The organism is Pseudomonas sp. GW821-FHT07G10 (assembly GCF_059418545.1).
Genome location: NZ_JBWKQB010000003.1, coordinates 103,882 through 127,264, shown reverse-complemented (window position 1 = coordinate 127,264; position 23,383 = coordinate 103,882). Strand labels below are relative to the sequence as shown.

Genomic DNA, 23,383 nt, shown 5'->3' with positions numbered 1-23,383 from the left:
TCCTTGTCTGAATGGGGTTGGGTCAAGGTGTTTCAGGCCTGGTCGAACTGGCTCAGCCAGTCCACCAGCGTCTGCCGATAACGGGTCATGCCTTTGTATTCGGCGATCGGGTCGGGCAAGTCACGCAGCACCCGGTGCAGGCGACGGCCCCAGCCGGGATGGCTGACCAGTTCGTTCATGCTGATCAGGTAGGTGCGGATGCTGAACATCAGGCCGTTGCTGCGGGGCAGGCGGGCCATGAATTGCAGCTCCACGCGCAGGTGGACGAGTTGGCCGACGTTCTCATCGGTGACGCTTCCGCGCTCGGCACCCCATTCGTGGTAAGTCTCGGGGGAAGAATCCAGGCGCGGATTGATTGTCAGCGTCCAGTTGAGCCTGCGCACCGGTTGATCGACCTGGACGTTGAGCAGGTACTTCAGTGCCCGGTCGAACACGCCCATCTGGTTGGCCATGGGCACCGGCGAATGCCATTGCTTGAAGCTCATCCCGGCATCGAAGGCCAGCGACCAGTCGGCGGGGCTGGTGACCATCCCGGCGTCCATGAACAGATCGCCATCGCGCTGGTCGAGCAGCGCGATGTCGCCCTGGACCTGACGGGTGATGAACTCCAGCGGTTCGCAGGGCAGGGTCGAGGCATCGCCGAAGACAAACGCCTGATCGATGCCCAGCGCCTTGTTGCGCCAGTGCCAGCGGTTAGCGTCGCAGCTCAGCTCGAACCACTGCGGATAGTCGGCGGCCAGATGTTCCATGAACATCTGCAAGGCATCCCACGACGCTTCCTGCATATGCGGCATCACCAGGTAGCGGCGCGGGTCCTTGTCCAGTACCAGTGCACGCTCGGCCATTTCCGACAGGTAATGCTCGTCGATATCGAACCAGTGCTGGTACACCGAGCCCGGTTCTTTGGCGCGCGCCGGCTCGATGTTCACCGAGTACATGTAGCTGTCTTCGGTGAACGGAAACGGAAAACGCTCGATGGCCGATGCACTGTTGTGGAAGCTGAAGGTGTCCCGGTAGCTTTCCAGAGGGCTGAATTGAACGGTCATGGTCGACTCCTATAGGTCCAGCAAAACGGAAGAACCGCAGCCGCGTGATACGCAGGGCATGAGAAATTCGGCCTGCTCGGTGCTGCTCAGAATGCTGTCGCGGTGATCGATATCACCTTTGAGATGGCGCGTGATGCACTGCCCGCAGACCCCGCCGCGGCACAGGCTGGGGACTTCCAGACCGGCCGATTCCAGTGCTTCGAGCAGGCTTTGCTCGGCGCTCACCTGAATCCGCCGTCCGCTGCGCGCCAGTTCCAGGCTGAACGGCAAGCCCGGTTCTGCGCCGCTGAAGGCTTCCCAATGGACCCGGCCGGGTGGCCAGCCGAGGGCTTTGGCCTGTTCCCGAACGCCCATCAACAGCCGCTGCGGGCCACAGACGTAGACATGACTGCCCAAGGGCCGGTCGCTGAGAATCGCCGTTAGGTCCAGGGCTGCGCCAGTGCTGGCGTCATAGCGATGCAGGCGTGATCCCAGGCGTTGCTGCAGTTCGTCGGCATAGGCATCGGTCAGGTTTTTGCGGTAGGCGTAATGCAATTCGAAGTCGGCGTTGCGCAGTTCCAGCGCACTGATGTACGCCATGAACGGCGTGATACCGATGCCGCCCGCAATCAGGATGTGCTGGCGAGCGGTCGAATGCAGGGCGAACAGATTCGCCGGGGGCGATATGTGCAAGGTATCGCCGATATTCACCCGTTGATGCAGATGGCGCGAACCACCGCGGGAGTCGTCCTGCAAGCGCACGGCGATGCGATAGTGGCGAGTGTCAGCCGGATCGCTGATCAGTGAATAAGCGTTGCGCACACTGCGCTCGGCCAATGACAAATGGACCTGTACGTGACTGCCCGAGGAAAACCCCGGCAACCGGCCAGAGCGACTGACGAAGGTGAATTCGCGAATCACCGGTGTCAGCATTTTTGCGTCGGCGACCTGTACCTCCAGCTCCGTGCTCATGATTGAGCCTGCGCATAAGGCTGATCGGGGTTTTCGCAGACGCCCAGATAAGCACCCAGGCGCTGGGAAAAGTGCTCGCGCACGCCCAGACGGAGCTGGCAATTGGAGCAGCACACTTGTGCCTGTGGGCCGCTGTCCTGAACATGGCTGCAGTGAACGCAAAACACCCTGCGCAGCACCGGCCCGGATTCGATCAGGTCGATCTCTTCGCTATGCATTCCGGCAGTGCGCGCCACGCCGTGGATGCGCCAAAGAAAGGCTTCGTCGCCGAGAACGTACAGCTGGGTGCCGACCGCAGTGGCGTCGAGCAACGCTTTCAACTGTCGCTCGAACCCGTCTACCGCGGCGCACAGTACACGGGGAGTGGGCAGCGCCGGCTGATCGAAGTTCTTGAGCAGACGCCCAAGCGCCGCGGCTGTCGCCGTTTGCGTCACCAGAATGTGATGCAGCGCGTGAGAGCGCAGAGTCGGTTCACGGTACACCGGCACACTCTGGGGTCTGTACGGCGTAGCGCTTTGTCTCTCAATCATTGCAACCCTCCTGGCTGTCCAGCATTTCAACAGTGCCTGGCGAATAAATGTCCCGATCTGGTGCGCAAGCCAGGCGTCAAAGCCTCGGTCTGGTGCGCTGTCTTTCGGCGTTTGGCCGTGCTCAGAATCGGCGTTGTTGTTTCTTGGTGGGGAAGATAGTTTCCCGAAAGGAATTACCGTTCAATCCGGAAAAAGAGATATCTCTTTGGAGGTAGTCCGTCGGCGATAGTGGGCAGGCATGGAAGTTGCTCGACTAATCGCCACGGTTTTCCAAAGGGCAGGCGGATGTCATTGAAAGCTCGAATGCGACCTGGCGGGTGGGCGCAATGGTTCTTGCGTTCGCGGCCGCGTCAGGTGGACAGCGTGCGGGCATTGCTCGCCCAATTGCCGCTGCGCCTGGTCGACGCGGACGATGCCTTGTCACATTTTCTCGATCGATTCGAAGCACTGAACCCTGGCAGCAAATTGGGGTTGTTGTTGACTGGCGAGGACTTCGGCCCCGGCCGTCGGGCCATGCTCAGCTCCTGCAATGAGACGCCGGGCTGCCCGTGGCGCAACGGTGCCGCGACAGCGGTACCGCAGCAGTGCATGGCCTGCCGGCATCGGGGTCGTTATCGCCTGCTGAGTGTTCTGCCGGGCATCGCGCCCGACAGGCGCGGGGTGTTGCTGCTGGACACGCCGCGCGCGGCCAGTCGCGGGTTTCATGGGTTGCTTGGGGAAACGGCGCGGGTGCTGGGAGTAACGGTGCAGTTGCTGCGGCACAAGCGTGAACAGCAATGCAGGGAGGCAACGTTCCAGCATGGTGCACTGGCCCGTGAACTTCACGATTCGGTGGCACAGCAATTGGGCTATCTGTCGTTTCAGGCCAGCCTGATGCAGGCCAAGCTGCGTGAGCCGGAGCAGGCCGCCCCCTTGCTGGCCGAGTTGCGCGGCGGGTTGAGTCATTTGCAGCGCCAGGTACGCGAATTGATCACCAGCGCACGGTTGACCATGGACGGGCGTTCACTGCGCCAGGCGCTGGCGGACTCGGTGGCCGAGTTTTCCCGACGCTGCATCATCGTTTTCGAGCTGGACAACCGTCTGGCCGAGGATGCGTTGTACCCGGAAACCGAACTGCAGATTCTGCAGATCATCCGCGAGGCGCTGGCCAATGTGGTGCGACATTCCCACGCCCGGCACGTGCGGATCGAACTGCGCCAGACCCGGCACGGTGAGATTACGGTGACCGTCGAAGATGACGGCATCGGTCTGAGTCCGGCCTCGGTTGAGGAGAACCACTATGGGCTGGCGATCATTCGTGAACGCGCATCGACCATCGGTGCGCAGCTGTCCATCGAAACCATTCGCCCCCATGGCGCTCGCGTGCACCTGAGCCTTATCCAGAACAATGACGACCCGCAGAGGCACTTCGATGAACAGCACGACCTTATTGTTGATCGATGATCATCCCTTGTTCCGCAAAGGTCTGGCGCAACTGTTTGCCGCCAGCGATGACTTCGATGTGGTTGGCCAGGCGGCCAGCGGCAGGGAAGGGATCAACCTGGCGGTGCAGCTGATGCCCAGGCAGGTGTTGCTGGACTTGCACATGCCGGGTTTGAGCGGCTTGCAGGTACTCGACGAGATGAAACAGTTGGGGCTCGAATGCCAGATTGTCGTATTGACCGCTTCGATGGATCGCGGCGAGTTGCTGACGGCCTTACGCCTGGGAGCCAGTGGTTATGTCCTGAAGGAGACCGAGCCCGAAGCGCTGCTGTCGTACATGCGCAATTGCAGCAAAGGCGCGATTGTTCTGGATGATTGCCTGGTGTCGCTGCTGGCCGGGCATGGCGAAACCGAAGCGCCGCAGGAAAAAATCGAAGACGGCAGCCTGACTGATCGTGAAGGGCAAACCCTGGCGCTGATCGCTTCGGGCATGAGCAACAAACAGATAGGCCGGGAGCTGGGCATCAGCGACGGCACCGTGAAGATCTACGTGAAGAACCTGCTGCAAAAGCTCAATTTGCGTTCGCGACTGGAGCTGGCAGCCTGGGTCCACAAGGTCGCGTCATTGAGAACAAAGGAGCGTCATTGATGGCGGACGAATGTGCTTCACCCCTTGAGTCGGTGTTTGGCCGGCCGGCGTCGCAACCCCTGGACGTGTTTCCTATCGCCTTGCTTGAACTCAAGGACAACGGCGAGATTGCCCATTTCAACACGGCCTGGACGGACTTGATGGGGCCGCCTGGCGATGAGCGCAACATCGTTGATTATGTGCATCAGGAAGACCGTTCCCTGTGGCGTCAGGCGCTGTATGAATTGCGCCATCGGCCGGATATTTCCTTCAGTCAGCGCCTGCGTTTCGTCCATCCTCAGGGAGATCTGCGCTGGTTCGATATCAGCCTCAAGCGCCGGGACTTGCAGTTCTATCTGGTGGTCAACGACATCACCCAGCACAAACGTCGCGAAATCGCTTTGCAGGCCAGTCAACGCAGCGCCCTGAGCCTGCTCGATAGCATGCCCGGGCTGATCTATCGTGGGCGCAACAACCACGACTGGACCATGGAATTCGTCAGCGCCGGCTGCCAGCAACTGACGGGCTATGCCGCCGAACGGCTGATGGACAGTCACGACTGCACCTATAACAGCCTGATCCATCCGGACGATGCCGATTACGTCTGGCGCGAGGTTCAGCACGCTTTGTCCCGACACCAGCCTTACGAACTTCGCTACCGGATCCGCTGTGCGGACAACACCATCAAGAACGTCTGGGAAAAGGGCGTCGGCATCTATTCGGACAGCCGCGAAGTGCTGGGTATCGAGGGCGCGATTTTTGAAATCGTCAATCTGCCTGCGGGGCGCAGATGACGGAGCCGCGATACAAAGTGTGACGCTCATCCCGCGGCGCAGCCGCCGTTGATTGGTTAAGTGCTTTGGCAAACCAGACATTCAGGTACAGCTCGGATCAGGACCTGGCCTGCTGCAACGAACGCTGCTATCTCAGGCGATGCTTGAAGTACTAAACTCGGAAAGTGTTCTGTTAAGCGCGTTATCGTACCGAAGCTGTGTTCATTCACTGCGATGATCCAGGTGTCCCCTCCAGCCCCAGGAGGATGCTCAATGAGCCCGCTTTCAATGTGGAATCTGGTGCGAGCCTCGGCAGTGCTGAGCCTGACACTGCTCATGCCAGCAGTGTTCGCTCACCTCTGGGAGTACTGGCTGTGACTCATGCACAGGTGATGCCTGCAAGACGCGGCAGCAGGGCGAAGATCAGCTTCTACGGATGTACCAGGCTGCTTTGGATGGTCTTGCTCTGTACGCTGGTCGGTATGCCGCTGGTACATGCGCAGGATGCACAAACGCTTAAGGCACGCTACGTTGCCTTGCATGAACAAATGCTCAGCAACTCGTTTCACCGTCCGCTCTACCTTGAATCCAGTGAAACCTCAGGGAGCCTGAAAGGCGACATCTATTCCTTGGTTGAGCAGCCCTATGCGGTGCTCAGTCCGGCATTGCAGGGCATCGACCGCTGGTGTGACATCCTGATCCTGCATCTGAACGTAAAGAGTTGTCGTTCCTCATCCGGCGGCGACACATTGACCGTCTATATTGGGCGCAAGTTCGATCAGCCGCTGGCTGATGCCTACCGGTTCGACTTTCTCTATCAGGTAGTGGTGGCCGGTCCCGACTATCTGCAGATCACACTGAGCGCCGCGCAAGGACCGCTTGGAACGAATCGCTACCGTGTCGAACTCGAGGTGGTGATGCTCGACTCCCAACACAGCTTCCTTCATTTGTCGTATTCATATGGCTATGGCATTGCGGCCCGCCTGACCATGCAGAGCTACCTGGCAACGACGGGGCGCAACAAGGCAGGTTTCAGTATCGTTGGCACAAAGGTCGACGGACAGCCAGCCTATATTGGCGGCATGCGCGGTATCGTCGAGCGCAATGCGATGCGCTACTACCTGGCGATCGAAGCCTACCTGGGTGCGCTGTCGACGCCTGCGCCGCAGCAGCTCGAAAAACGCCTGAGTGATTGGTACGCGGGGACCGAGCGTTATCCGCGGCAGCTTCATGAATTGGAGAGAAGCGAGTATCTGAACATGAAGCGCCTGGAGGTCCAGCGCCAGCGCGCCGCCGACTCTGCATCACCGGTGAAATAGGTGCTGCGCCACCCGGTCTTTCAACAAAGACAATACTGATTCCACCAGGCAGGGCAACCGGTAACGACTTCCATGAACATGGATACCTCAATTCGCGACTGTTTGAGCCTTGAACGACATTCGTTGAAATTTCACGTTGAACGACTGTTCAGTTTCATTTATGTTGGCTGCACCCCCCGGCTGGTTACATGCGGGCTTGCGCTTTTTCTATCTGAACGAGAGGCTCTGGCATGCGGTTTTCACCCTTTGTTGAGCGAATTTCAGGGCAGGGTGTTGCTGCCTGGGACATCCACCAGGCTGCGTTCAACGCTCAGCGCAAGGGCGAAGATGTGATTATCCTCAGCGTGGGTGATCCGGATTTCCCCCCACCGAATTTGATTACCGGCACCGCCATCGACGCCTTGCGGCAAGACGACACCTCCCACACTGAAATCGCCGACTGCACAGCGTTGCGCGAGGCCATCGTCGCCCGTTACAGCCAATCCCTCGGCCGTCCCTTGCAAACACAAAATGTCCTCGCCGTGGCCGGTGCGCAGAACGCCTTGTTCGTGACCTCAATGTGTCTGTTGCAGGCCGGCGATGAGGTCGTCGTTCTCGATCCGATGTATGTCGCCTATGAGGCGACGCTCAAGGACAGCGGCGCGACCCCGGTGCGGGTGCCGTGCGCGGCAGACTCGGGTTTTCGCCTCGACGCCGCGTTGTTGGCAAAGGCCATCACCCCGCGGACCCGGGCGATTTTTTTCTCCAGTCCGAACAACCCCACCGGCGTCGTGCTCAGTCGCGAAGAGCTGCAGGGCATCGCCGACCTGGCGATTGCCCATGACCTGTGGGTGGTGGTGGACCAAGCGTATGAAAGCCTGGTGTTCGAGTGCGAATACATCAGCCTCGCGGCCTTGCCCGGCATGGCTGAACGCTGCGTGGTGATTGGCAGCCTGGCGAAATCCCACGCTGTGACGGGGCGGCGCATCGGCTGGATCATCGCCGAGCCGACCCTGATCGCCCACGCCGAAACCCTGGTTCTGAGCATGCGTTACAGTTTGCCCGGTTTTGTCATGGAGGCGGCGCTGGCCGCTGTATTGGCCCATGACGAGGTCTCCCGGAGCCTGCGCGAATCCTACCGCCGTCGGCGCGATCTGCTGGTCGATGGCCTGAGTCATTGCCCGAGTATTGGCGTGCTCAAACCGCAAGCGGGAATGTTCGTATTAGTGGATGTGCGCGATACCGGGCTCAGCTCGCTGGATTTCGCCTGGCGCCTGTTTCGTGAAACCGGCGTGTCGGTGCTCGACGCGGCGGTGTTCGGCAAACCCGCCGAGGGCTTCGTTCGGTTGTCGTTGACGTTGGCTGAAGAACGCCTGTTGCAGGCCTGTGAACGAATCACGGCCTTCGTCCGGGCCCTGCAGGCTGAAGTGTCGACCAGAGTCAGAATCACTGCCGCTGCGGCTAAAACACCCGCTGAGCCCACAGCGGCAAAAAAGATGATCGAGATCGACACACTGCACAAACGCTTCGGCAATATCGAGGTGCTCAAGGGTATTTCCCTGACCGCTCACGAAGGTGAGGTGATCTCCCTGATCGGTGCCAGTGGCTCGGGTAAAAGCACACTGCTGCGCTGCATCAACATGCTCGAAGTGCCGGACCAGGGCAGCATTCATGTCGACGGCGAAAGCATCAAACTCAATTACGACCGACCCGGCAGCCCGCTGGTGGCCGACGCGAAACAATTGGTGCGCATCCGCTCCAGCCTCGGCATGGTCTTCCAGAATTTCAATCTATGGCCCCATCGCACGGTGCTGGAAAACCTCATCGAAGCACCGATCCAGGTGCTGCGCGAAAGCCGGGCCGAATCCATCGAGCGCGCCGAAGCGCTGCTTGAACGGGTCGGGTTGGCGGCCAAACGTAATGAATACCCGGCCTTTTTGTCCGGTGGACAGCAACAGCGGGTGGCCATCGCCCGCGCTTTGGCCATGCGGCCCAAGGTCATGCTGTTCGATGAACCCACCTCGGCGCTGGACCCGGAGCTGGTTGGGGAAGTGCTGAGGGTGATCCGCTCACTCGCCGAAGAAGGCCGGACCATGATCCTGGTGACTCATGAAATGGCCTTCGCCCGCGATGTCTCTTCCAAAGTGGCCTTTCTCCATCAAGGGCTGATCGAGGAAACCGGTTCGCCGGATGAGGTGTTTGTAGATCCACGCAGTGAACGTTGTCGTCAATTCGTCAACGCACATCAAACTCGCTAACTCCAACACACAATAAAAAGACGGGGCAACATCATGGGACAAAAGCGTTTGGCAAACTGGTTGGGCAGTGCAGTGCTTATGCTTGCGGCAAGCTCTGGCCTGGCTCAGGCAAAACCCATTGTATTTGCGGTCGCGGCGGAACCCTATCCGCCGTTCACGTTGAAACAGGCCAATGGGCAATGGTCCGGGTTTGAGGTCGACCTGATTCACAAGCTGTGCGATGAAATAAAGGCACAATGTGAAATCAAGGAAGTGGCCTGGGACGGGATCATCCCATCGCTGCTGGCGAAGAAGATCGATGTGATTTTCTCGTCGATGTCGATCACTGAAGAGCGTGAAAAACAGATCGCCTTCAGCAAGGCCTATTACGATACGCCAGTAGCGGTTGCCGGCCCCAAAGGGACCAAAGTGGACATTTCCCCGGCCGGGCTCAAGGGCAAGGTCATCGGTGTGCAGATCTCCACGGTCAGCGCCAACTACCTGAAGAAATACTACGAAAACATCGCTGACCTGCGTTATTACGATACTCAGGATTCAGCCAATGCCGACCTCATCGCCGGACGCATCGACATGATGATGGCCGATGGCACCGCGGTTTCCAGCTTCGTCAAATCCCCCGACGCCAATGGACTGGACAACCTCGGCACCGTGCCATACGACCCGGTGTTCGGTCGCGGTGTCGGCGCGGGTCTGCGCAAGGACGACACGGAGCTGAAAACCCATCTGGATTCAGCCATCCAGTCCCTATTGGCGAGCAAGGACTACGACGCCATCTCCCGGAAATATTTCGATATCAGCGTCAAGCCCGCTCAATAACGCAGGCAACCCGAACCCGTAGGAGCCGAGCTTGCTCGCGATAGACGTGAAGCTGACGCGTTTTGTCAGCAAGCACGCGTAATCGTTAACGACCATCGCGAGCAAGCTCGGCTCCTACGGTAGATCTTTGACATAGGGGAGACCGTCGATAAATCCGTGGAGGGCTGAAATGCCAGCGATATTCGATTTGATCGATTTCAGTGAGCAGGGATGGGGAAGTGCACTGTTGCAAGGGTTATGGATGACCCTGCAAATTTCGGCCGGGGCCTTTGTAGTTGGCCTGTTTATCGGCCTGGTGGTGGCCTGCGCCAAACTCGGCGCACCGCGACCGGTGGCGACACTGATGCGTGGTTACACCACATTGTTTCGGGCGATCCCGGAACTGTTGCTGATTTTACTCCTGTATTACGTCGGCTCCATGGGCCTCAACGCGCTGATGGTGTGGGCCGGCTACGCCGAAGTGAACGTCAGTGGGCCGCTGGTGGCGATTCTGGTATTGGGCCTGGTGCAGGGTGCTTATGCCTCGGAAATTTTCCGCGCGGCGATTCTGGCCATTCCCCATGGGCAGATCGAAGCGGCGCGTGCTTTCGGTTTGCACGGCTTCGGGCTGTTTCGTCGGGTCACGTTGCCGATCATGGCGCCGTATGCGCTGGCCGGCATGGCCAATTTGTGGATCAACCTGATCAAGGACAGTGCATTGATCAGCGTGGTCGGCACCAACGAGCTGCTGTACACCGCCAAGCAGGCGGCCGGTTCGACCCGTCACTACCTGCTGTTCTACCTCACGGCGGCCGCGCTGTATTACGTGGTGACACTGACCTCCAACTACCTATCGGGACGCCTCGAGCGACGAATCCGTCGCTGGATGCCTTTGGCTGAGTGAACGCGATGATTCCAGTGTGGATGTTCGATTATGCGGCGTTGATAGGCCGAGGCTTGCAGACGACAATCTCGATTTTGTTGATTTCCAGCGTGTTGGGTTTTGGGCTGGCAGTGCTTACGGCGCTGGCCCGATTGTCGCGGCGCAAACTGATTGCCAGATGCAGCCTGGCCTACACCAGTGTGATTCGCGGTACGCCGTTGCTGATCCAGATTTACATCTTCTACTACGGGCTGGGCAGCCTTTTCGCACAGTTTCCGGCGCTGCGCGGTAGCGTTCTCTGGCCGTTTCTGCGGGAGGGTTACTGGTACATCGTGTTTGCGTTGGTGCTGTCGGTCGGCGCTTATGTCGGTGAAGTCATTCGCGGCGGGCTGATGGCGGTGCCCAAGGGGGAAATGGAAGCGGCTTCGGCGTTCGGTATGACCGCGCGTCAGGCGTTGCTTCGGGTCCGCCTGCCGCGCGCGATGCGCCTGTTGTTACCAACCCTGGCGGGTGAAAGCGTGATGTTGATGAAGTCGACCGCATTGGCCTCGACCATTGCAGTGGTCGATTTATTGGGCGCGGCCAATGTGGTCCGGGCCCAGACCTTTCAGGTATTTCAGCCATTGCTGTTGGTGGCGGGCGTTTATGTCTGCCTGACCTTCCTGATCGAGGCCGTGTTCACCATCGCCGAGCGGCGGGGTACACCATTGCGCAGGTCAATGGGATGAGTTCGTCGAAGGTCGACCGTTCGCTGCAAGGCATCAGCAAAGGAGGGGGAGTGTATGGCGCAAGATGTTTCCTTTAGCGTTCAGGGTGATTCCGGTGAAACGCTGCGCATTGGCGCATGGCGTTTCGACGGTGATGGCAGCGGGCCGAAGGTACACCTCCAGGCCGGGGTGCATGCCGACGAAATCGCCGGCATGCTGGTGCTGCACCTATTGTTGCCCCGGCTACAGTCGGCCCAGGATCAGGGGCTGCTCAAGGGCAGCGTGACGGTGGTGCCGCAGGCCAATCCGTTCGGCATCGGGCAATTTCGTCAGGGCCGGATTCTCGGCCGTATTCATGAGGCCACCGGGCAGAATTTCAATCGGCTGTTTGATCAATCGCTGGCCCTGACTCGACCCGCGACCAATCTGGGGCATTGGCAAAAATGCCTGGCGCAATTGGCGGCCGATGCCGACCTGATGCTCGACCTGCACACCGATGATGAAGCGCTGCCTTACCTCTATATCCACCGGAGTTTCTGGCCCCGAGGTCGTGAGCTGGCGGCAGCGCTGAAGGTCGACGTGGCAATTCTCTGGGACGAAGGTGGCGACGGCTCCTTCGAAGAAACCATTATCTCGCCCTGGCTGCGAGGGGCCGGAGGCGCTCAGCGGCTGGCCGCGACCATCGAGTTGCGGGGGCAGGCCGACGTCAACGATCTGTTGGCAGCGCAAGACGCCGCCGGGCTCTACGCCTGGCTCTGTGCTTGCGGCGTCATTGATGAGCATGTGCCGCTGGAGGAGTGGCAGGGCGAGGCGGTGGATATCGGCTGCATGGAGTCGATCTTCGCTCCGCAGGCCGGCGTACTGATTTTCGAGAGGGCGCTGGGCGATTACCTTGAAGAAGGTGAACGCTTCGCCAGGATCCTCGGCAGGCCAGGCGACCCGGCGTCGGAGGTGGTGCTGCAGGCTGCCCAGTCAGGGCGAATGGTGACTCGCTATCGCGATCGATTGATCCCGCAAGGCGCGGTGGTCGCCAAGTTCACGGGGAGTCGGCAGTCACAGAACTGGGCCGGTGGGTTACTGGACCCTTAAAATTCGCGCCAGGCTGTGGTCGATGGTGCGGCGATTGCCGTGGCCGGTTTTCATATCGCAGCTTGGGTATCAGCGCACTCAATGATGTCGACGCAGGTGACGCATCAGGCCAAGCACCAATGCCACGCCGATGATCAGCAGTAGTGTCGCTTCCTCATAACGCTTGATATCGGCGAACAGCCATTCCAGAGACTGGCCAAACAGGTAGCCGGCTCCGGCAATCAGTGGTGCCCAAATCGCAGCCCCTATCCAGTTCAACAGCATGAAACGCCAGGCGGGTACTCCACTCATGCCAATGGCCAAGGGGCCTGCAATGCGCAATCCATACATGAAACGCACACCGATGATCAGTCCGGTTTGATAGCGCAGCAGCAAGCGATAGACCCGCTGTGCGTTTGGATCAAATTGCGGGAAGCGTTGCAACAATAACCCGCCATACCGGCGACCAATAAAAAACAGAACCTGATCGGTCATTGCCCCACCGCACATGGCGATAACAGCCACCAAAAGGAAAGATAAATACCCTTGGTGTGCGGCGAAACCCGCCAGAACCAGAATGGTTTCACCTTCCATGACTGCACCGATAAATACCGCCAGGTAACCATATTCGGCGACTGCTTGTGTCAGCGTCATGCGGCATCTCCCGGCAGGATCATCAGGTGTTCGTCAACCATCACTCACACAACGACAGGCTGGACACAGCTCCATTCCCTGGCCCACAGAGACTTCTGGCCCTATGAGGTCGAAAGCCCGGGAGGCACAGATGAATGTCACGCATGAACCCATCCCTTGGAGATCGGCAATGCGAACAGGCGCCGGTACAGATTTTCCAGCCCATCGAGCAGACGCGCGCGCAAGGTTTCGAAGCTCAGTGCCAGCGCTACGATCCAGCTGCTGACGAATGCCACCGCGAGGGCTCCGACGATGTCGAACGGGAAATGCACACCCAGGTAAACACGAGCCCATCCAACCGCTATGCCGAACAGCACGAGCAGAGCCCCGGCCTTGCGCAGGGAGCCCCGCATGAAGGCCAGACCCAAGGCGAAGAACACAACGGCATGATCGCTGGGAAAGGAGGTTTCCGCTTGATGTGCCAGGAATGTGTGACCCAAGTCAATCATGAAGGGCCTTGGGTGTGTCCAGAAGACGCCGATCGACACGTTGCAACCCAGTGCGAACACGGTACTCAGTACGCCAGCCAATGCGACGGTTCTGCTCTCTCGCCCGCCCCAAAGCCAGAGCCCGGCCAGTAACAGGGGAACACCATAGATCAGCCATTGTGCCAGGACATTCGCCATGATCAGTGCGCCTGGCGAGGGGTGTGCACTGGCATTGATGATCAGAAACAGTGAACGATTCAGTTCTTCCATTACGCGATTTCACTTATAGACAAAATATTGATGGCGGCGAAAGCCTTGTCACCTCGATCGCCCCCTGCCTTTGGCTCTGAGCGGGCAAGGTGCTTTGCACTCTGGTGGTTTTTCAAGGCGCATAAAGCTTGCCCGAGGGGCCGTGAAGAAACCGTTATTTTGGACGTGGCAAATCAATAAGTCGGTGTTAACTCCGGCTCGACGGTGCTTCAGTGGACTGACCCATCGAATGCTCGACCTTTTGCAGTTACTGCGCGGGAGCGACCACGCGGAATTTGATATGGATATCATTGGAAATGATTCCGTAACCAGCCCATTCGCCTTCACCGATATTGAAATCGGCGCGCTTGAGGATGAATTCGCCGTCGAATACGCCGATGGCGTTCTGCGGCTTCAAAATGATCAGCGCGCTGACGTCGCGAGTGCGGCCCTTGATCGCGAGCTTGCCGGAGACCTCGTAGCGGTTGTTGTCGAGCGCCTTCACTGCGTTCGATTCAAACCTGGCCACCGGAAACGCGGCGGTGTTGAACCAGGCGGGTTTTTGCAGTTCGGTGTTGGCGTCGCTGGTGCCCGCGTCGATGCTGTCGAGCTGGATGGTGAGCTCGGCGTGGGCCGCTGCGGGGTTTGCCGAGTCAAAATCGATCTTGGCGTCGAACTTGCCGAAACTGCCGTACACCCTTGCGCCCATCTGGGTGTAGGTGAAGGCAATCTGGCTGGCAGCCGCGTTCACCCGCTTGTATTGAACCGCGTGGGCGCAGGTCAAGACGCTGAGCGAGAGTGCGACGGCCAGCGCGGCAGAATGCAGGAATCGATAACTCATGGGACTCTCCGGCCGGGGCGTGAGCGTAATGGATTGAAGTGCCGTGGGTCAGCCTTTGTTCCTGAGCGGCAGTATGCGCGTGAGCACATCGTCGCGATCAATGAAGTGGTGCTTCAGCGCGGCGACCGTATGGGCAATCACCAGGCCAAGCAAAATGAAGTTCAGCGCCTCATGCACATCCTTCAGGCGGTCACCCAGCGCGGCGTCCCTGGGCAGCAGATCGGGCAGTGGCAGTAGGCCAAACCACACGGTCTGGAAGCCTTTCGCCGAGTCCATCAACCAGCCGCTGAGCGGAATCGCGAGCATCAGTGCATACAGCAGCCAATGCATGGCATGGGAGGCAAGACGCGATACCGCCGGTATCGTCGTCGGTAGGGGCGGTGCCGGATGGGTCAGGCGCCAGGCGAGCCGTATCCATACCAGGAGGAACAGGGTTATACCAGCCCATTTGTGCCATGAGTACAGTTTCAGCTTGAGCGGTGAAATCGGCAGTTCCGGCATGTAGAAACCGAGCGCGAAGGTGCCGATCAGCCCCAGAGCCATCAGCCAGTGGAGAGCAATCGCCGTGCGGGTGTAACGATGATTCATGAATGCTGCGCCTCGGCTGGCTGGAGTGGCTGGGCGGTGCAGACGTCTGAACGTCTGCAAAGGCCTTGACCGGGATTTGCGTTCCCACGGGTTTTTAAGTGTAGATGAGTTCAATAGTGGTTCTGCATCAAATGTTCACCCGACTATGCCACTGGCCACGGGGCTTGAGGTGAAAATCTTGCCCCGGATATTTGGTGTTTCGGGTGCAGAGTCAATGCTTGAACCGATGGGTGGCGTGTTGCGCTGGTGAAATTTATGATGTAATTTTCCATGAAATTATAAAAACATAATTTCATGGACGTCCCTATGTTTCAGCAATCCACACAGCACGTTGCCAGCTATTACGCCCACAGTTGCGCGGATCGCCTATTGACTCGAGCCGCCCTGGAAGGCGAACAAAACACCGAGGTGCTGATCATCGGTGCCGGCTTCAGTGGTCTGCATACAGCCTTGCGCCTGGCCCTGGCGGGCAAGCGTGTGACGTTGTTGGAAGCCAGCCGGGTTGCCTGGGCGGCTTCGGGGCGCAATGGAGGTCAAGCGATTCTCGGGTGGTCGTGTGATATGCCGCCGTTGGAGGCTGCGCTTGGCTACGAACGAGCGCGGCGGTTGTGGGACAGCATGCGCTGGGCTGCGCAGGAGTTGCGTGAGTTACCCGCGCGCCATGACTTCGATTGCGATTACCGGGCCGGCCATCTGTGGACGTCGGTCATGCCGCGGCGGGTAAGCATCCTGACCGAGTGGCAGCGCGAGGCCAGCCACAAGTGGGGGCACGATGGCTTGCGATTCATTCCCCGTGCGCAGCTGTCGCAATGGGTGGCCAGCGAGCGTTATCAGGCAGGCCTGTTCGACCCCGAAGGCGGGCATCTGAATCCGCTCAAACTGGCCCTCGGTCTGGCCGCGGCCATAGAGCGTGCGGGCGGCTGCATCCACGAGCAGAGCAAAGCGTTGAGCTACCGCGAAGAAGGCAATCAGTATGTGGTGACCACCGAACGCGGACGTATTCGGGCGAATGTGCTGGTGCTGGCGTGCAATGCCTATCTCGATCGACTTGATCCGAAGCTGGCCAGTTGCGTGTTGCCGGTAGGTACCTACCAGGTAGCCACCGCGCCGCTGAGCGCGGAGCAGGCCACGGCGCTGCTGCCGAGTAATGTCTGCGTCACCGATAACCAGTTCGTCCTCGACTATTTCCGTCGCACACCGGATAACCGCCTGCTGTTCGGTGGTGGCTGCACTTATCTGGGAGGGATGCCAAAAGACATCGCCGCAGCGACCCGGCCTTATCTGCAGCGGGTATTCCCGCAGCTTGAGGACGTCAAGCTGGAGTTTGCCTGGGGAGGGCATATCGACCTTACCCTCAAGCGCACCCCCCACATCGGCCGGCGTGGTGATCTCTACTGGCTACAGGGCTACTCCGGGCATGGTGTACTCCCGACGCTGGCCGGTGCTCGCGCGGTGTCCGAGGCGATTCTCGGTCAGCCGGATGACCTGGCCTTGTACCAAGGTCTGAGCAATGGCAGCTTTCCCGGCGGTAAATACCTGGCAGCACCATTGGAGGCCATCGGCAAGGCCTGGTATCGACTGCGCGACAGTATTTGATGAGCAATCTTTTGGAGCTCTGGCATGAACAAGCAAGAAGAAATCGCCGCCTTAGCGATCCTTATTCACGATCTACGCAAGCACAAGAAATACACCCTCAAGGAGCTGGCAGACAAAATCGGCCGCTCCGTCGGTTTTCTCTCGCAAGTCGAGCGTGGCTTGTCACGGCCCACCGTGGCGGACTTGACGGCGATCAGCGAAACCCTTGGGGTACCGACCACCTATTTCTACAGTTTGCCAAAACCCAAGGAGTTGCCTTGGGTTACCCGGCCGGATGAGCGACGCACGCTGTATTACGCCAACGGGATTACCGATATTTTGGTCTCGCCGAAGATGAGGGCCTCCTTCTCCATGCTCGAAAGCCAACTGGAGGCCGGTGCCAGCAGTGGCGAGCGGCACTTGAGCGACAGCTCGGAGCAGGGCGGCTATGTCCTGGAGGGGGAGTTGACGCTGTGGCTGGACGATGACGACGCGCCGGTGACCTTGTATGCCGGAGACAGTTTTCAACTGGCCAGCCACACCCGGTGTCGCTACGGCAACCTCACAGACCAGCTCACACGAGTGCTTTGGGTTTACACCTGATAAAAATAAAAGGAACAACAATGATGGATGCTACCTGCTCTGATCTGCTGGCTGAGGTTCGTGCTTTTCGCCATTGCTACCCCAAGGTGCGTTATGTCGACCTGATTTCCCTGGATATTCCCGGGCATTTTTACGGCAAGCGCTATCCGGTAGAGATGCTCGAGAAGGTTGCGGCTGGTAGCGCGCTGAAACTGCCGCAGAACTGTGTGTTACTGGGCGTTCAGGGCGGACTGTTCAAAATCGGCGACTACTGCTTTAACGACGGCGACCCGGACGCACTGCGTCGCCTGGTGCCCGGTACGCTCAAACCGGTGAGCTGGGAAACGCAGCCGCTTGGGCAGATGCTGATTACCTCGGATGGTACTCAAAAGCCGATCGTCTTCGAGCCACGCGAAGTCCTGGCGCGGGTGTTGGAGCGGTTAGGGAATAAAGGTATTCATCCGGTGGTGGCGTTCGAGCTGGAGTTCTATCTGTTCGATAAACAGCTGCGCGATGGCCAGCCACAGTTCCCCCGCGATCTGCTGACGGACGATGCCGATGACCAGCCGAATATGCACATCGAGCGGCTGTCGCGCTTTTCCCCGGTGCTCGATGAAATGGTCGAGGCGGCGCGGGCCCAAGGCATCGATACCACGGTGATCACTGCCGAACTCGGGCCGGGACAGTTCGAGATCAATTTTGCTCACCTCGATGACGGCCTGCGTGCCGCCGACTGGGCAGCCCTGTTTTGCCGCAGCACTCGTGGCGTCGCTCTCAAGCACGGTTACCGCGCCAGCTTCATGGCCAAGCCTTACTTGCAGCACCCGGGCAGCGGCATGCACGTCCATGTCAGCCTCTACGACGCGGCAGGTAAAAACCTGCTGGCGGCTAACCAACAGCAGGCGCTGCGTCATGCGGTCGCCGGTTGTCTGGAGCTGCTACCGCATTGCATGCCGATCTTCGCGCCGAACCAGAATGCCTTTCGCCGTCTGGGCGGCACGGTGAACGCGGCGACAACGGCCAGCTGGGGTTTTGAGGATCGCGATGCCTGTGTGCGGATTCCTGACTCGGATTCGAAAAACCTGCGGATCGAGCATCGCCTGGCCGGTGCTGATGCCAACCCTTATCTCGTTCTGGCGGCGATTCTGGTTGGTCTGGAGCAGGGCCTGGAAGCCGGTCGGGAGCCGATCACATCACTCAATGAAGACCGCAGCAGTGGTATCGCATTCCCCCTGGAAATGCTTGAAGCAGTGCGCGCCATGCAGCACCAGGCACAGCTGCGCGAGGGTTTGGGGGCGGAGTTTATTGATGTCTACTGCGAGAACAAGCGCCAGGACCATCTGGCCTTTATGCAGGAGATCAGTGCGCGCGAATACCGCTGGTATCTGTAAACGGGCATGCATCGTTCTTGTGCGTTGGCGCCGCACAGAATGCTGGATGCTATTGTGGACAGCACTCCAATGACTGATGGCCTGCAGCATGACTGATAGCGTACTTGATAGACACACTCCCAGCGCTGAAGAAGTGGTCGCGGCACTCGACCTGGAACCACACGTGGAAGGTGGTTACTACCGCAGAACCTTTCAGGCTGATCGGCACGCCATGATCGAGACCGATGGTGGCCGGCGTTACTTGATGACCTCCATCTACTACCTGCTGACCAAGGGCTCTCCCATTGGTCATTTTCACCTGAACCAATCCGACATCGTGCACTACTACCATCTGGGGGACTCGATTCAGTACATCCTCATCTTCCCGGACGGCACATTGAAAACCGTGGTGATGGGCAGCGATGTGACAGCCGGGCAGTGCTTGCAACTGCACGTGCCTGGCGGCGTCTGGAAAGCTTCGCAGCTTATGGCCGGGGCGGCTGCCTACGGCCTGATCAGTGAAGCGGTTTTACCAGGGTTTGATTTTGCGGATATGGAGTTGGGCACTCAGCAAAAGCTCAGCGAGCTGTTCCCCGAACATTCGCTGTGGTTTGAAAAGCTGACGCGAGAGTAGGCTCCATTTGGCGGTCAAGGTGCCGCCAACGCAAACCCGGGCCGCGTCGATCAATGGCCGCCCACGACCATATGGCTGAAGGGCGCCACATACGCCTGCAAGGTGACCAGGCCGCCGACCAGCATGGCCAGAACGATGGAGTGGAAAAAGACGTAACGCAGGATTTCCCCTTCATGGCCGTACCAGCGGGTCGCGGTGGACGCCACCACGATCGACTGGGCGTCGACCATCTTGCCCATGACCCCGCCGGAACTGTTGGCGGCGGCCATCAACACCGGGTTGAACCCCAATTGCTCGGAGGTCACCCGTTGCAAGCCGCCGAACAGCACATTGGATGCTGTGTCTGAGCCGGTCAAGGCAACGCCCAGCCAGCCCAGCAGGGTGCCGAACATGGGGTAGAAGGTGCCGGTTGCGGCAAAGGCCAGGCCCATGGTGGCATCCAGGCCTGAGTAGCGGGTGAGGAAGCCCAGGGCGAGCATGGCCACTATCGTGGTGAGCGAATAGCGCACCACCCACAGGGTTCGCAGGTAATGGCGCAGCAGTTGGGGGATGGAGTAGCCCATCAGCAGCCCGCCGAGGATTGCCGCCAGCAAGATGCCGCTGCCGGTGCTGGTGAACCAGGTGAATTTGTAGATCGCTTCCTCGGTTTTAGGCTGGGGCACCACGGGCGGAACCTTCTCGATCTGCAGATGCAGGGTGGTGAAGGTCAGGGCTGGCGCGAAGATCGGGTTCGCCTCGCGCATCGGCTTGCCCTGGGGATCGAGCCTGGCCGCGTTGGTTTGCGGGTCCATGGCCGGACGGGTATCGAACATGTTTTTGAAGCCCTGGGTGCCCCAGGCGAAGACGAAGATCGTGAGGATGATCCAGGGCATCCACGCACGCATGACAGCGGGCCGGGCATCGCTGGCAAAGGTCGCGCTGGCCACGGGTTTTTCGTCCTCGGCGGCATCGATTCGGGAGTTGTCGGTTCGCCCCGACAGGGCCGCGGAGGTGTGCACATGGGCTGGCTTCCAGACCTTGAGGAAAGCCGTCAGGCAGGCCATGGAAATCAGCGCGGCGACCACGTCCACCAGCATGGGTCCGTGGTAGTTGGAAACGATGAACTGCGGCACGGCGAAGCTCACCCCGGCGACCAGGATCGCCGGCCAGATTTCCAGCATCTTGCGCCAGCCGGCGAAGGCCCAGATCAACCAGAACGGCACGATCACCGAGAAAAACGGCAATTGCCTGCCGACCATCATCGACAGCTCCATTTCATCCAGCCCGGTCACCTTGGCCAGGGTGATGATGGGCGTGCCCAGGGCGCCGAAAGCCACGGGCGCGGTATTGGCGATCAACGCCAGACCAGACGCGGCCAGGGGAGAGAAGCCCAGCCCGATCAGAATGGCCCCGGTTACCGCCACTGGCGTGCCGAAGCCGGCAGCCCCTTCGAAAAAAGCACCGAAGCAGAAGGCAATCAGCAGCAATTGCAGGCGGCGATCGTCGGTGATGCGCGCCAGGGAGTCTTGCAGCACCTTGAACGAGCCGTTCTCGGTGGTAAGCCGATGCAGGAAGATGATGTTGAGCACGATCCAGCCAATCGGCAGCAGGCCGTTGGCGGCACCGAAGAGCGCGGCCGAGCCGGCCATGCCTGCTGGCATGCCGAAGGCGAAGATTGCGATCAGCAAGGCCGAGCCAAGGGCAAGCAATGCCGCAAGATGTGCCTTGATATGGAAAAACGCCAGGGATGTCAGCATCACCACCACCGGCACTGCCGCCATGATGGTCGAAAGCGCCGGGTTACCGAAGGGGTCGTAGATTTGCTGCCAGACCATTTTCCACCTCTGCTTGTTCTTGTCGGTAGTGCAGGCCCCAAGGGTCGGTCGCTTGTAGTGCTTCTAGTATAGGTGGCATTACGCCGCTGTCTGGGCAGGGCTCGTTTTTTAGCAAGATCACAACAGGTTGGGCAAAAGCGTGGTGGAGCACATCACGCCATCGCGTCCTACCTACCGCTGAATACTGCTGGTCGGCGCGCCGCAAATGCTGCCAGGCCCTCATCAAAGTCGCCGCTTTGGCACGCCTGTCGGCGCAGTTCGGCGATCTGCTCCATTGCCTGGACGGGCATCGGTTGCAGGTCTTCGAGGATGCGCAACTGCTCCTTGACCGCCGCAATCGCCAGCGGCGCTTTGCCAGCAATCGTGCGTGCCAGTTCAAGTGCAGTCGCCTCCAGCGCGTCGCTGTCGACCAGCCTGTTCACCACACCGAAGCGTTCGGCGCGCTCTGCATCGAGCTTCTGCGCGCAGAAAAACATTTCCTTCAACACGTGAATCGGCAGGTTGTTGAAGAAGCGCAGCAGCCCGCTGGTGGTGTAAGGCAAGCCGATGTTTGCCGGGGTCATCGCAAAGCTCGCGCTGCGATCGGCGACGACCAGGTCGCAACTCATCACCAGGTCGACCGCGCCTCCCCACACCGAGCCGGATACCATGGCAATCACCACGCCGGGGTAGGCGCGTATGCGGCGCAACAGGTGTTCGAGTGGCTTGCCGTAGGCAATCGGGTCGCGGTCATGTTCCAGTTCGCGAATGTCGTGGCCGGCGCTCCAGACTGCCTGCCCCACATCGCTGCCCAGAACAACGACCGGTATGCGTTGTGAAGCCAGTGCGGCAAGACCTTCGTCGAAGGCCGCCAGTAGTTGCGCGCTGAGTGCGTTGCGGTGTGCGGGGTTACTGAAGACCAACCGCCCGATTTGTTCATCGACAATGTTGACAGTCACGGTGGCGGAAGAGGTTTGCGTCGGGGTCATTGTGCTGTTCCTGTTGATTGTCCGGAAGCCATTACTGGCGAATCGTTTGAGTCCTGGTACACAACCTTCGCGCTCAGAAGCGCATTGATCGACGCTGTATCGAAACCCGCCTCGCGCAGCACCTCGACGGTGTGCTCGCCAAGGAGGGGCGGTGGGCGCTGGCTGACGCCAGGCGCAGGTTCTGCTGCGTCATTGGCGCTGAATACGGGTGTCACCACCTGACGCAATGCGCCAAGTTCTGGATGCATGAGTGTTTTGGTCAGTTGGCTATGCAGCACCTGCGGATCGTCGAACACTTCGTCGAGTGTGTTGATCGGACCTGCGGGTAAGCCTGCCTCGATGAACAGTTCGGTCCACGCTCGTTTGCTGCGGGTTTTTAAACGGCTTTCCAGGATCGCTTTCAATTCGTCACGCCGCGCGACCCGGGATTCATTGGTCGCGAAGCGCGGGTCGTCCGGCAGCGTGGGTAAATCGAGCAGCACACATAAACGTCCCCACATGGCCGAGGTTATCGGCGCCAGATTGAGCGGTCCGTCCTGCGTCTGGAACACGCCGTAAGGCGCAATGACTGAATGGGCGTTGCCCGTGCGGCGGGGGACATCGCCCAGGCTGAGGTAGCGTTGACCGTGCACACTTAACAAGCCGACCAGGCTGGCCAGCAACGAGGTGCTGACGTGCTGGCCGTGCCCGGTGCGTTCGCGCTCCAGCAGGGCGGCCAATACCGCCGTCACCAGCCACATGCCCGAGGTCAGGTCACCGATGGCCGTGCCGGTGCGGGTCGGGTCGCCATCGACGAAACCGGTCAGGCTCATCAGCCCCGAGTAGCCCTGAGCGATCTGGTCGAAACCCGGCCAGCTGCTCATCGGCCCATCGGTGCCGAAGGCGTTGATGCTGCCCATGACCAGCCGCGGATTGCCTGCGCTGAGCACGTCATAGCTGAGCCCCATGCTCTCGAGGGTACCGGGTTTGAAGTTCTCGATCACCACGTCGGCATCATCGATCAGCCGCTGGATCGTGGCCAGCCCCTGGGGGTTGCGGAAGTCGATGCACAGACCGCGCTTATTGCGATTGCACGATAGATAGTAGGTGCTCACGCCCCGGTCGAACGGGCCCCAGGTCCGGCTCATGTCGCCGGTCGGGCCGGGCTCGATCTTGATCACATCGGCACCCAGGTCCGCCAGCACCATGGTGCAGAACGGCCCCGACAGCGCACGGCTCAGGTCGATGATCTTCACGCCTTGCAAAGCTTGCATACGGTTCTCCAGTCAATGTTTGAGTGGCG

At 59.7% G+C, this 23,383-nt stretch carries 23 protein-coding genes; 13 read left to right on the top strand and 10 right to left on the bottom strand.

Translation table 11 applies throughout. The annotated features are described in order from the left end of the window. Positions 1-32: 32 nt before the first annotated feature. From AC07O1_RS06555 to AC07O1_RS06545, 3 genes are read right to left on the bottom strand one after another with little or no spacing between them, the layout of a single operon-like run. Positions 33-1,046 (bottom strand): heme-dependent oxidative N-demethylase family protein, encoded by a 1,014-nt coding sequence (locus tag AC07O1_RS06555; RefSeq protein WP_495023760.1) that lies wholly within the window; start codon positions 1,044-1,046, stop codon positions 33-35. Between the two features lie 9 nt (positions 1,047-1,055). Further along, positions 1,056-1,997: a PDR/VanB family oxidoreductase gene (locus tag AC07O1_RS06550; protein WP_495088273.1), complete on the bottom strand. Its 942-nt coding sequence runs from the start codon at positions 1,995-1,997 to the stop codon at positions 1,056-1,058. Beyond that, entirely contained in the window at positions 1,994-2,527 is a 534-nt protein-coding gene (locus AC07O1_RS06545) for a dimethylamine monooxygenase subunit DmmA family protein (RefSeq protein ID WP_495088272.1), read from the bottom strand. Before AC07O1_RS06545 ends, AC07O1_RS06550 begins: the two co-directional genes overlap by 4 nt. 285 nt (positions 2,528-2,812) lie before the next feature. On the opposite strand from AC07O1_RS06545, the gene AC07O1_RS06540 reads away from it, so the two are divergent. The 9 genes from AC07O1_RS06540 (at position 2,813) to AC07O1_RS06500 (ending at position 12,380) form a co-directional block, all read left to right on the top strand. Beyond that, positions 2,813-3,970, top strand: a complete 1,158-nt coding sequence (locus AC07O1_RS06540) for a sensor histidine kinase (protein ID WP_495088271.1) — start codon at positions 2,813-2,815, stop codon at positions 3,968-3,970. After that, positions 3,939-4,598: a response regulator gene (locus AC07O1_RS06535; protein ID WP_495088270.1), complete on the top strand. Its 660-nt coding sequence runs from the start codon at positions 3,939-3,941 to the stop codon at positions 4,596-4,598. The genes AC07O1_RS06540 and AC07O1_RS06535 overlap by 32 nt, the downstream gene beginning before the upstream one ends. Then, on the top strand, positions 4,598-5,371 hold the full coding sequence (locus AC07O1_RS06530; protein ID WP_495088269.1) for a PAS domain-containing protein: 774 nt from the start codon (positions 4,598-4,600) through the stop codon (positions 5,369-5,371). The genes AC07O1_RS06535 and AC07O1_RS06530 overlap by 1 nt, the downstream gene beginning before the upstream one ends. A 434-nt stretch (positions 5,372-5,805) precedes the next feature. Further along, positions 5,806-6,669: a hypothetical protein gene (locus tag AC07O1_RS06525; protein ID WP_495088268.1), complete on the top strand. Its 864-nt coding sequence runs from the start codon at positions 5,806-5,808 to the stop codon at positions 6,667-6,669. Between the two features lie 230 nt (positions 6,670-6,899). After that, positions 6,900-8,906 (top strand): aminotransferase class I/II-fold pyridoxal phosphate-dependent enzyme, encoded by a 2,007-nt coding sequence (locus tag AC07O1_RS06520; protein WP_495088267.1) that lies wholly within the window; start codon positions 6,900-6,902, stop codon positions 8,904-8,906. Between the two features lie 33 nt (positions 8,907-8,939). Next, positions 8,940-9,722 carry a transporter substrate-binding domain-containing protein gene (locus tag AC07O1_RS06515; protein ID WP_495088266.1) on the top strand — a complete coding sequence of 261 codons (783 nt, stop codon included), beginning with the start codon at positions 8,940-8,942 and terminating at the stop codon, positions 9,720-9,722. Between the two features lie 169 nt (positions 9,723-9,891). Then, complete coding sequence (locus AC07O1_RS06510; RefSeq protein WP_494991555.1) at positions 9,892-10,605, top strand: ABC transporter permease; 714 nt, start codon at positions 9,892-9,894, stop codon at positions 10,603-10,605. 5 nt (positions 10,606-10,610) lie between these two features. Beyond that, complete coding sequence (locus tag AC07O1_RS06505) at positions 10,611-11,312, top strand: ABC transporter permease (RefSeq protein ID WP_494991727.1); 702 nt, start codon at positions 10,611-10,613, stop codon at positions 11,310-11,312. A gap of 54 nt (positions 11,313-11,366) precedes the next feature. Then, a complete protein-coding gene (locus tag AC07O1_RS06500) occupies positions 11,367-12,380 on the top strand; it encodes a M14 family metallopeptidase (RefSeq protein WP_495088265.1) in 1,014 nt (337 codons plus the stop codon). A 78-nt stretch (positions 12,381-12,458) separates the two neighbouring features. On the opposite strand, the gene AC07O1_RS06495 is transcribed toward AC07O1_RS06500, so the two are convergent. From AC07O1_RS06495 to AC07O1_RS06480, 4 genes are all read right to left on the bottom strand, one after another. Next, on the bottom strand, positions 12,459-13,013 hold the full coding sequence (locus AC07O1_RS06495) for a DedA family protein (protein WP_495088264.1): 555 nt from the start codon (positions 13,011-13,013) through the stop codon (positions 12,459-12,461). A gap of 137 nt (positions 13,014-13,150) precedes the next feature. Further along, positions 13,151-13,750, bottom strand: coding sequence for a phosphatase PAP2 family protein (locus AC07O1_RS06490; RefSeq protein ID WP_495088263.1), 600 nt, complete (start codon positions 13,748-13,750; stop codon positions 13,151-13,153). Positions 13,751-13,997: 247 nt separating this feature from the next. Continuing rightward, positions 13,998-14,570, bottom strand: coding sequence for a YceI family protein (locus AC07O1_RS06485; protein WP_495088262.1), 573 nt, complete (start codon positions 14,568-14,570; stop codon positions 13,998-14,000). Positions 14,571-14,618: 48 nt separating this feature from the next. Further along, positions 14,619-15,158, bottom strand: coding sequence for a cytochrome b (locus AC07O1_RS06480; protein ID WP_495088261.1), 540 nt, complete (start codon positions 15,156-15,158; stop codon positions 14,619-14,621). A 306-nt stretch (positions 15,159-15,464) separates the two neighbouring features. Here AC07O1_RS06480 and AC07O1_RS06475 point away from each other — a divergent pair, with 306 nt between their 5' ends. The 4 genes from AC07O1_RS06475 (at position 15,465) to AC07O1_RS06460 (ending at position 19,319) form a co-directional block, all read left to right on the top strand. After that, entirely contained in the window at positions 15,465-16,754 is a 1,290-nt protein-coding gene (locus AC07O1_RS06475; protein WP_495088260.1) for an NAD(P)/FAD-dependent oxidoreductase, read from the top strand. Positions 16,755-16,778: 24 nt separating this feature from the next. Then, positions 16,779-17,336 carry a helix-turn-helix domain-containing protein gene (locus AC07O1_RS06470; RefSeq protein WP_494991562.1) on the top strand — a complete coding sequence of 186 codons (558 nt, stop codon included), beginning with the start codon at positions 16,779-16,781 and terminating at the stop codon, positions 17,334-17,336. A gap of 23 nt (positions 17,337-17,359) precedes the next feature. Then, the gene (locus tag AC07O1_RS06465) at positions 17,360-18,706 is read left to right on the top strand and encodes a glutamine synthetase family protein (RefSeq protein ID WP_495011944.1); all 1,347 of its coding nucleotides are present in this window, start codon (positions 17,360-17,362) and stop codon (positions 18,704-18,706) included. Positions 18,707-18,794: 88 nt separating this feature from the next. Next, a complete protein-coding gene (locus tag AC07O1_RS06460; RefSeq protein ID WP_495088259.1) occupies positions 18,795-19,319 on the top strand; it encodes a cupin domain-containing protein in 525 nt (174 codons plus the stop codon). 50 nt (positions 19,320-19,369) lie between these two features. On the opposite strand, the gene AC07O1_RS06455 is transcribed toward AC07O1_RS06460, so the two are convergent. From AC07O1_RS06455 to AC07O1_RS06445, 3 genes are all read right to left on the bottom strand, one after another. Next, the gene (locus AC07O1_RS06455; RefSeq protein WP_495088258.1) at positions 19,370-21,133 is read right to left on the bottom strand and encodes an L-lactate permease; all 1,764 of its coding nucleotides are present in this window, start codon (positions 21,131-21,133) and stop codon (positions 19,370-19,372) included. A gap of 167 nt (positions 21,134-21,300) precedes the next feature. Further along, positions 21,301-22,101 (bottom strand): methylmalonyl-CoA decarboxylase, encoded by an 801-nt coding sequence (gene scpB, locus AC07O1_RS06450; protein ID WP_495088257.1) that lies wholly within the window; start codon positions 22,099-22,101, stop codon positions 21,301-21,303. Further along, positions 22,098-23,354, bottom strand: a complete 1,257-nt coding sequence (locus tag AC07O1_RS06445; protein ID WP_495088256.1) for a CaiB/BaiF CoA transferase family protein — start codon at positions 23,352-23,354, stop codon at positions 22,098-22,100. The genes scpB and AC07O1_RS06445 overlap by 4 nt, the downstream gene beginning before the upstream one ends. Between the last annotated feature and the right edge of the window lie 29 nt (positions 23,355-23,383).

Coding starts and splice junctions, on each gene's coding strand:
- AC07O1_RS06480 (WP_495088261.1), bottom strand. CDS start 15,158: ATGAATCATCGTTACACCCGCACGGCGATTGCTCTCCACTGGCTGATG.
- AC07O1_RS06470 (WP_494991562.1), top strand. CDS start 16,779: ATGAACAAGCAAGAAGAAATCGCCGCCTTAGCGATCCTTATTCACGAT.
- AC07O1_RS06535 (WP_495088270.1), top strand. CDS start 3,939: ATGAACAGCACGACCTTATTGTTGATCGATGATCATCCCTTGTTCCGC.
- AC07O1_RS06555 (WP_495023760.1), bottom strand. CDS start 1,046: ATGACCGTTCAATTCAGCCCTCTGGAAAGCTACCGGGACACCTTCAGC.
- AC07O1_RS06465 (WP_495011944.1), top strand. CDS start 17,360: ATGGATGCTACCTGCTCTGATCTGCTGGCTGAGGTTCGTGCTTTTCGC.
- AC07O1_RS06525 (WP_495088268.1), top strand. CDS start 5,806: ATGGTCTTGCTCTGTACGCTGGTCGGTATGCCGCTGGTACATGCGCAG.
- AC07O1_RS06490 (WP_495088263.1), bottom strand. CDS start 13,750: ATGGAAGAACTGAATCGTTCACTGTTTCTGATCATCAATGCCAGTGCA.
- AC07O1_RS06500 (WP_495088265.1), top strand. CDS start 11,367: ATGGCGCAAGATGTTTCCTTTAGCGTTCAGGGTGATTCCGGTGAAACG.
- AC07O1_RS06530 (WP_495088269.1), top strand. CDS start 4,598: ATGGCGGACGAATGTGCTTCACCCCTTGAGTCGGTGTTTGGCCGGCCG.
- AC07O1_RS06550 (WP_495088273.1), bottom strand. CDS start 1,997: ATGAGCACGGAGCTGGAGGTACAGGTCGCCGACGCAAAAATGCTGACA.
- AC07O1_RS06540 (WP_495088271.1), top strand. CDS start 2,813: ATGTCATTGAAAGCTCGAATGCGACCTGGCGGGTGGGCGCAATGGTTC.
- AC07O1_RS06520 (WP_495088267.1), top strand. CDS start 6,900: ATGCGGTTTTCACCCTTTGTTGAGCGAATTTCAGGGCAGGGTGTTGCT.
- scpB (WP_495088257.1), bottom strand. CDS start 22,101: ATGACCCCGACGCAAACCTCTTCCGCCACCGTGACTGTCAACATTGTC.
- AC07O1_RS06545 (WP_495088272.1), bottom strand. CDS start 2,527: ATGATTGAGAGACAAAGCGCTACGCCGTACAGACCCCAGAGTGTGCCG.
- AC07O1_RS06515 (WP_495088266.1), top strand. CDS start 8,940: ATGGGACAAAAGCGTTTGGCAAACTGGTTGGGCAGTGCAGTGCTTATG.
- AC07O1_RS06505 (WP_494991727.1), top strand. CDS start 10,611: ATGATTCCAGTGTGGATGTTCGATTATGCGGCGTTGATAGGCCGAGGC.
- AC07O1_RS06495 (WP_495088264.1), bottom strand. CDS start 13,013: ATGACGCTGACACAAGCAGTCGCCGAATATGGTTACCTGGCGGTATTT.
- AC07O1_RS06510 (WP_494991555.1), top strand. CDS start 9,892: ATGCCAGCGATATTCGATTTGATCGATTTCAGTGAGCAGGGATGGGGA.
- AC07O1_RS06475 (WP_495088260.1), top strand. CDS start 15,465: ATGTTTCAGCAATCCACACAGCACGTTGCCAGCTATTACGCCCACAGT.
- AC07O1_RS06455 (WP_495088258.1), bottom strand. CDS start 21,133: ATGGTCTGGCAGCAAATCTACGACCCCTTCGGTAACCCGGCGCTTTCG.
- AC07O1_RS06460 (WP_495088259.1), top strand. CDS start 18,795: ATGACTGATAGCGTACTTGATAGACACACTCCCAGCGCTGAAGAAGTG.
- AC07O1_RS06485 (WP_495088262.1), bottom strand. CDS start 14,570: ATGAGTTATCGATTCCTGCATTCTGCCGCGCTGGCCGTCGCACTCTCG.
- AC07O1_RS06445 (WP_495088256.1), bottom strand. CDS start 23,354: ATGCAAGCTTTGCAAGGCGTGAAGATCATCGACCTGAGCCGTGCGCTG.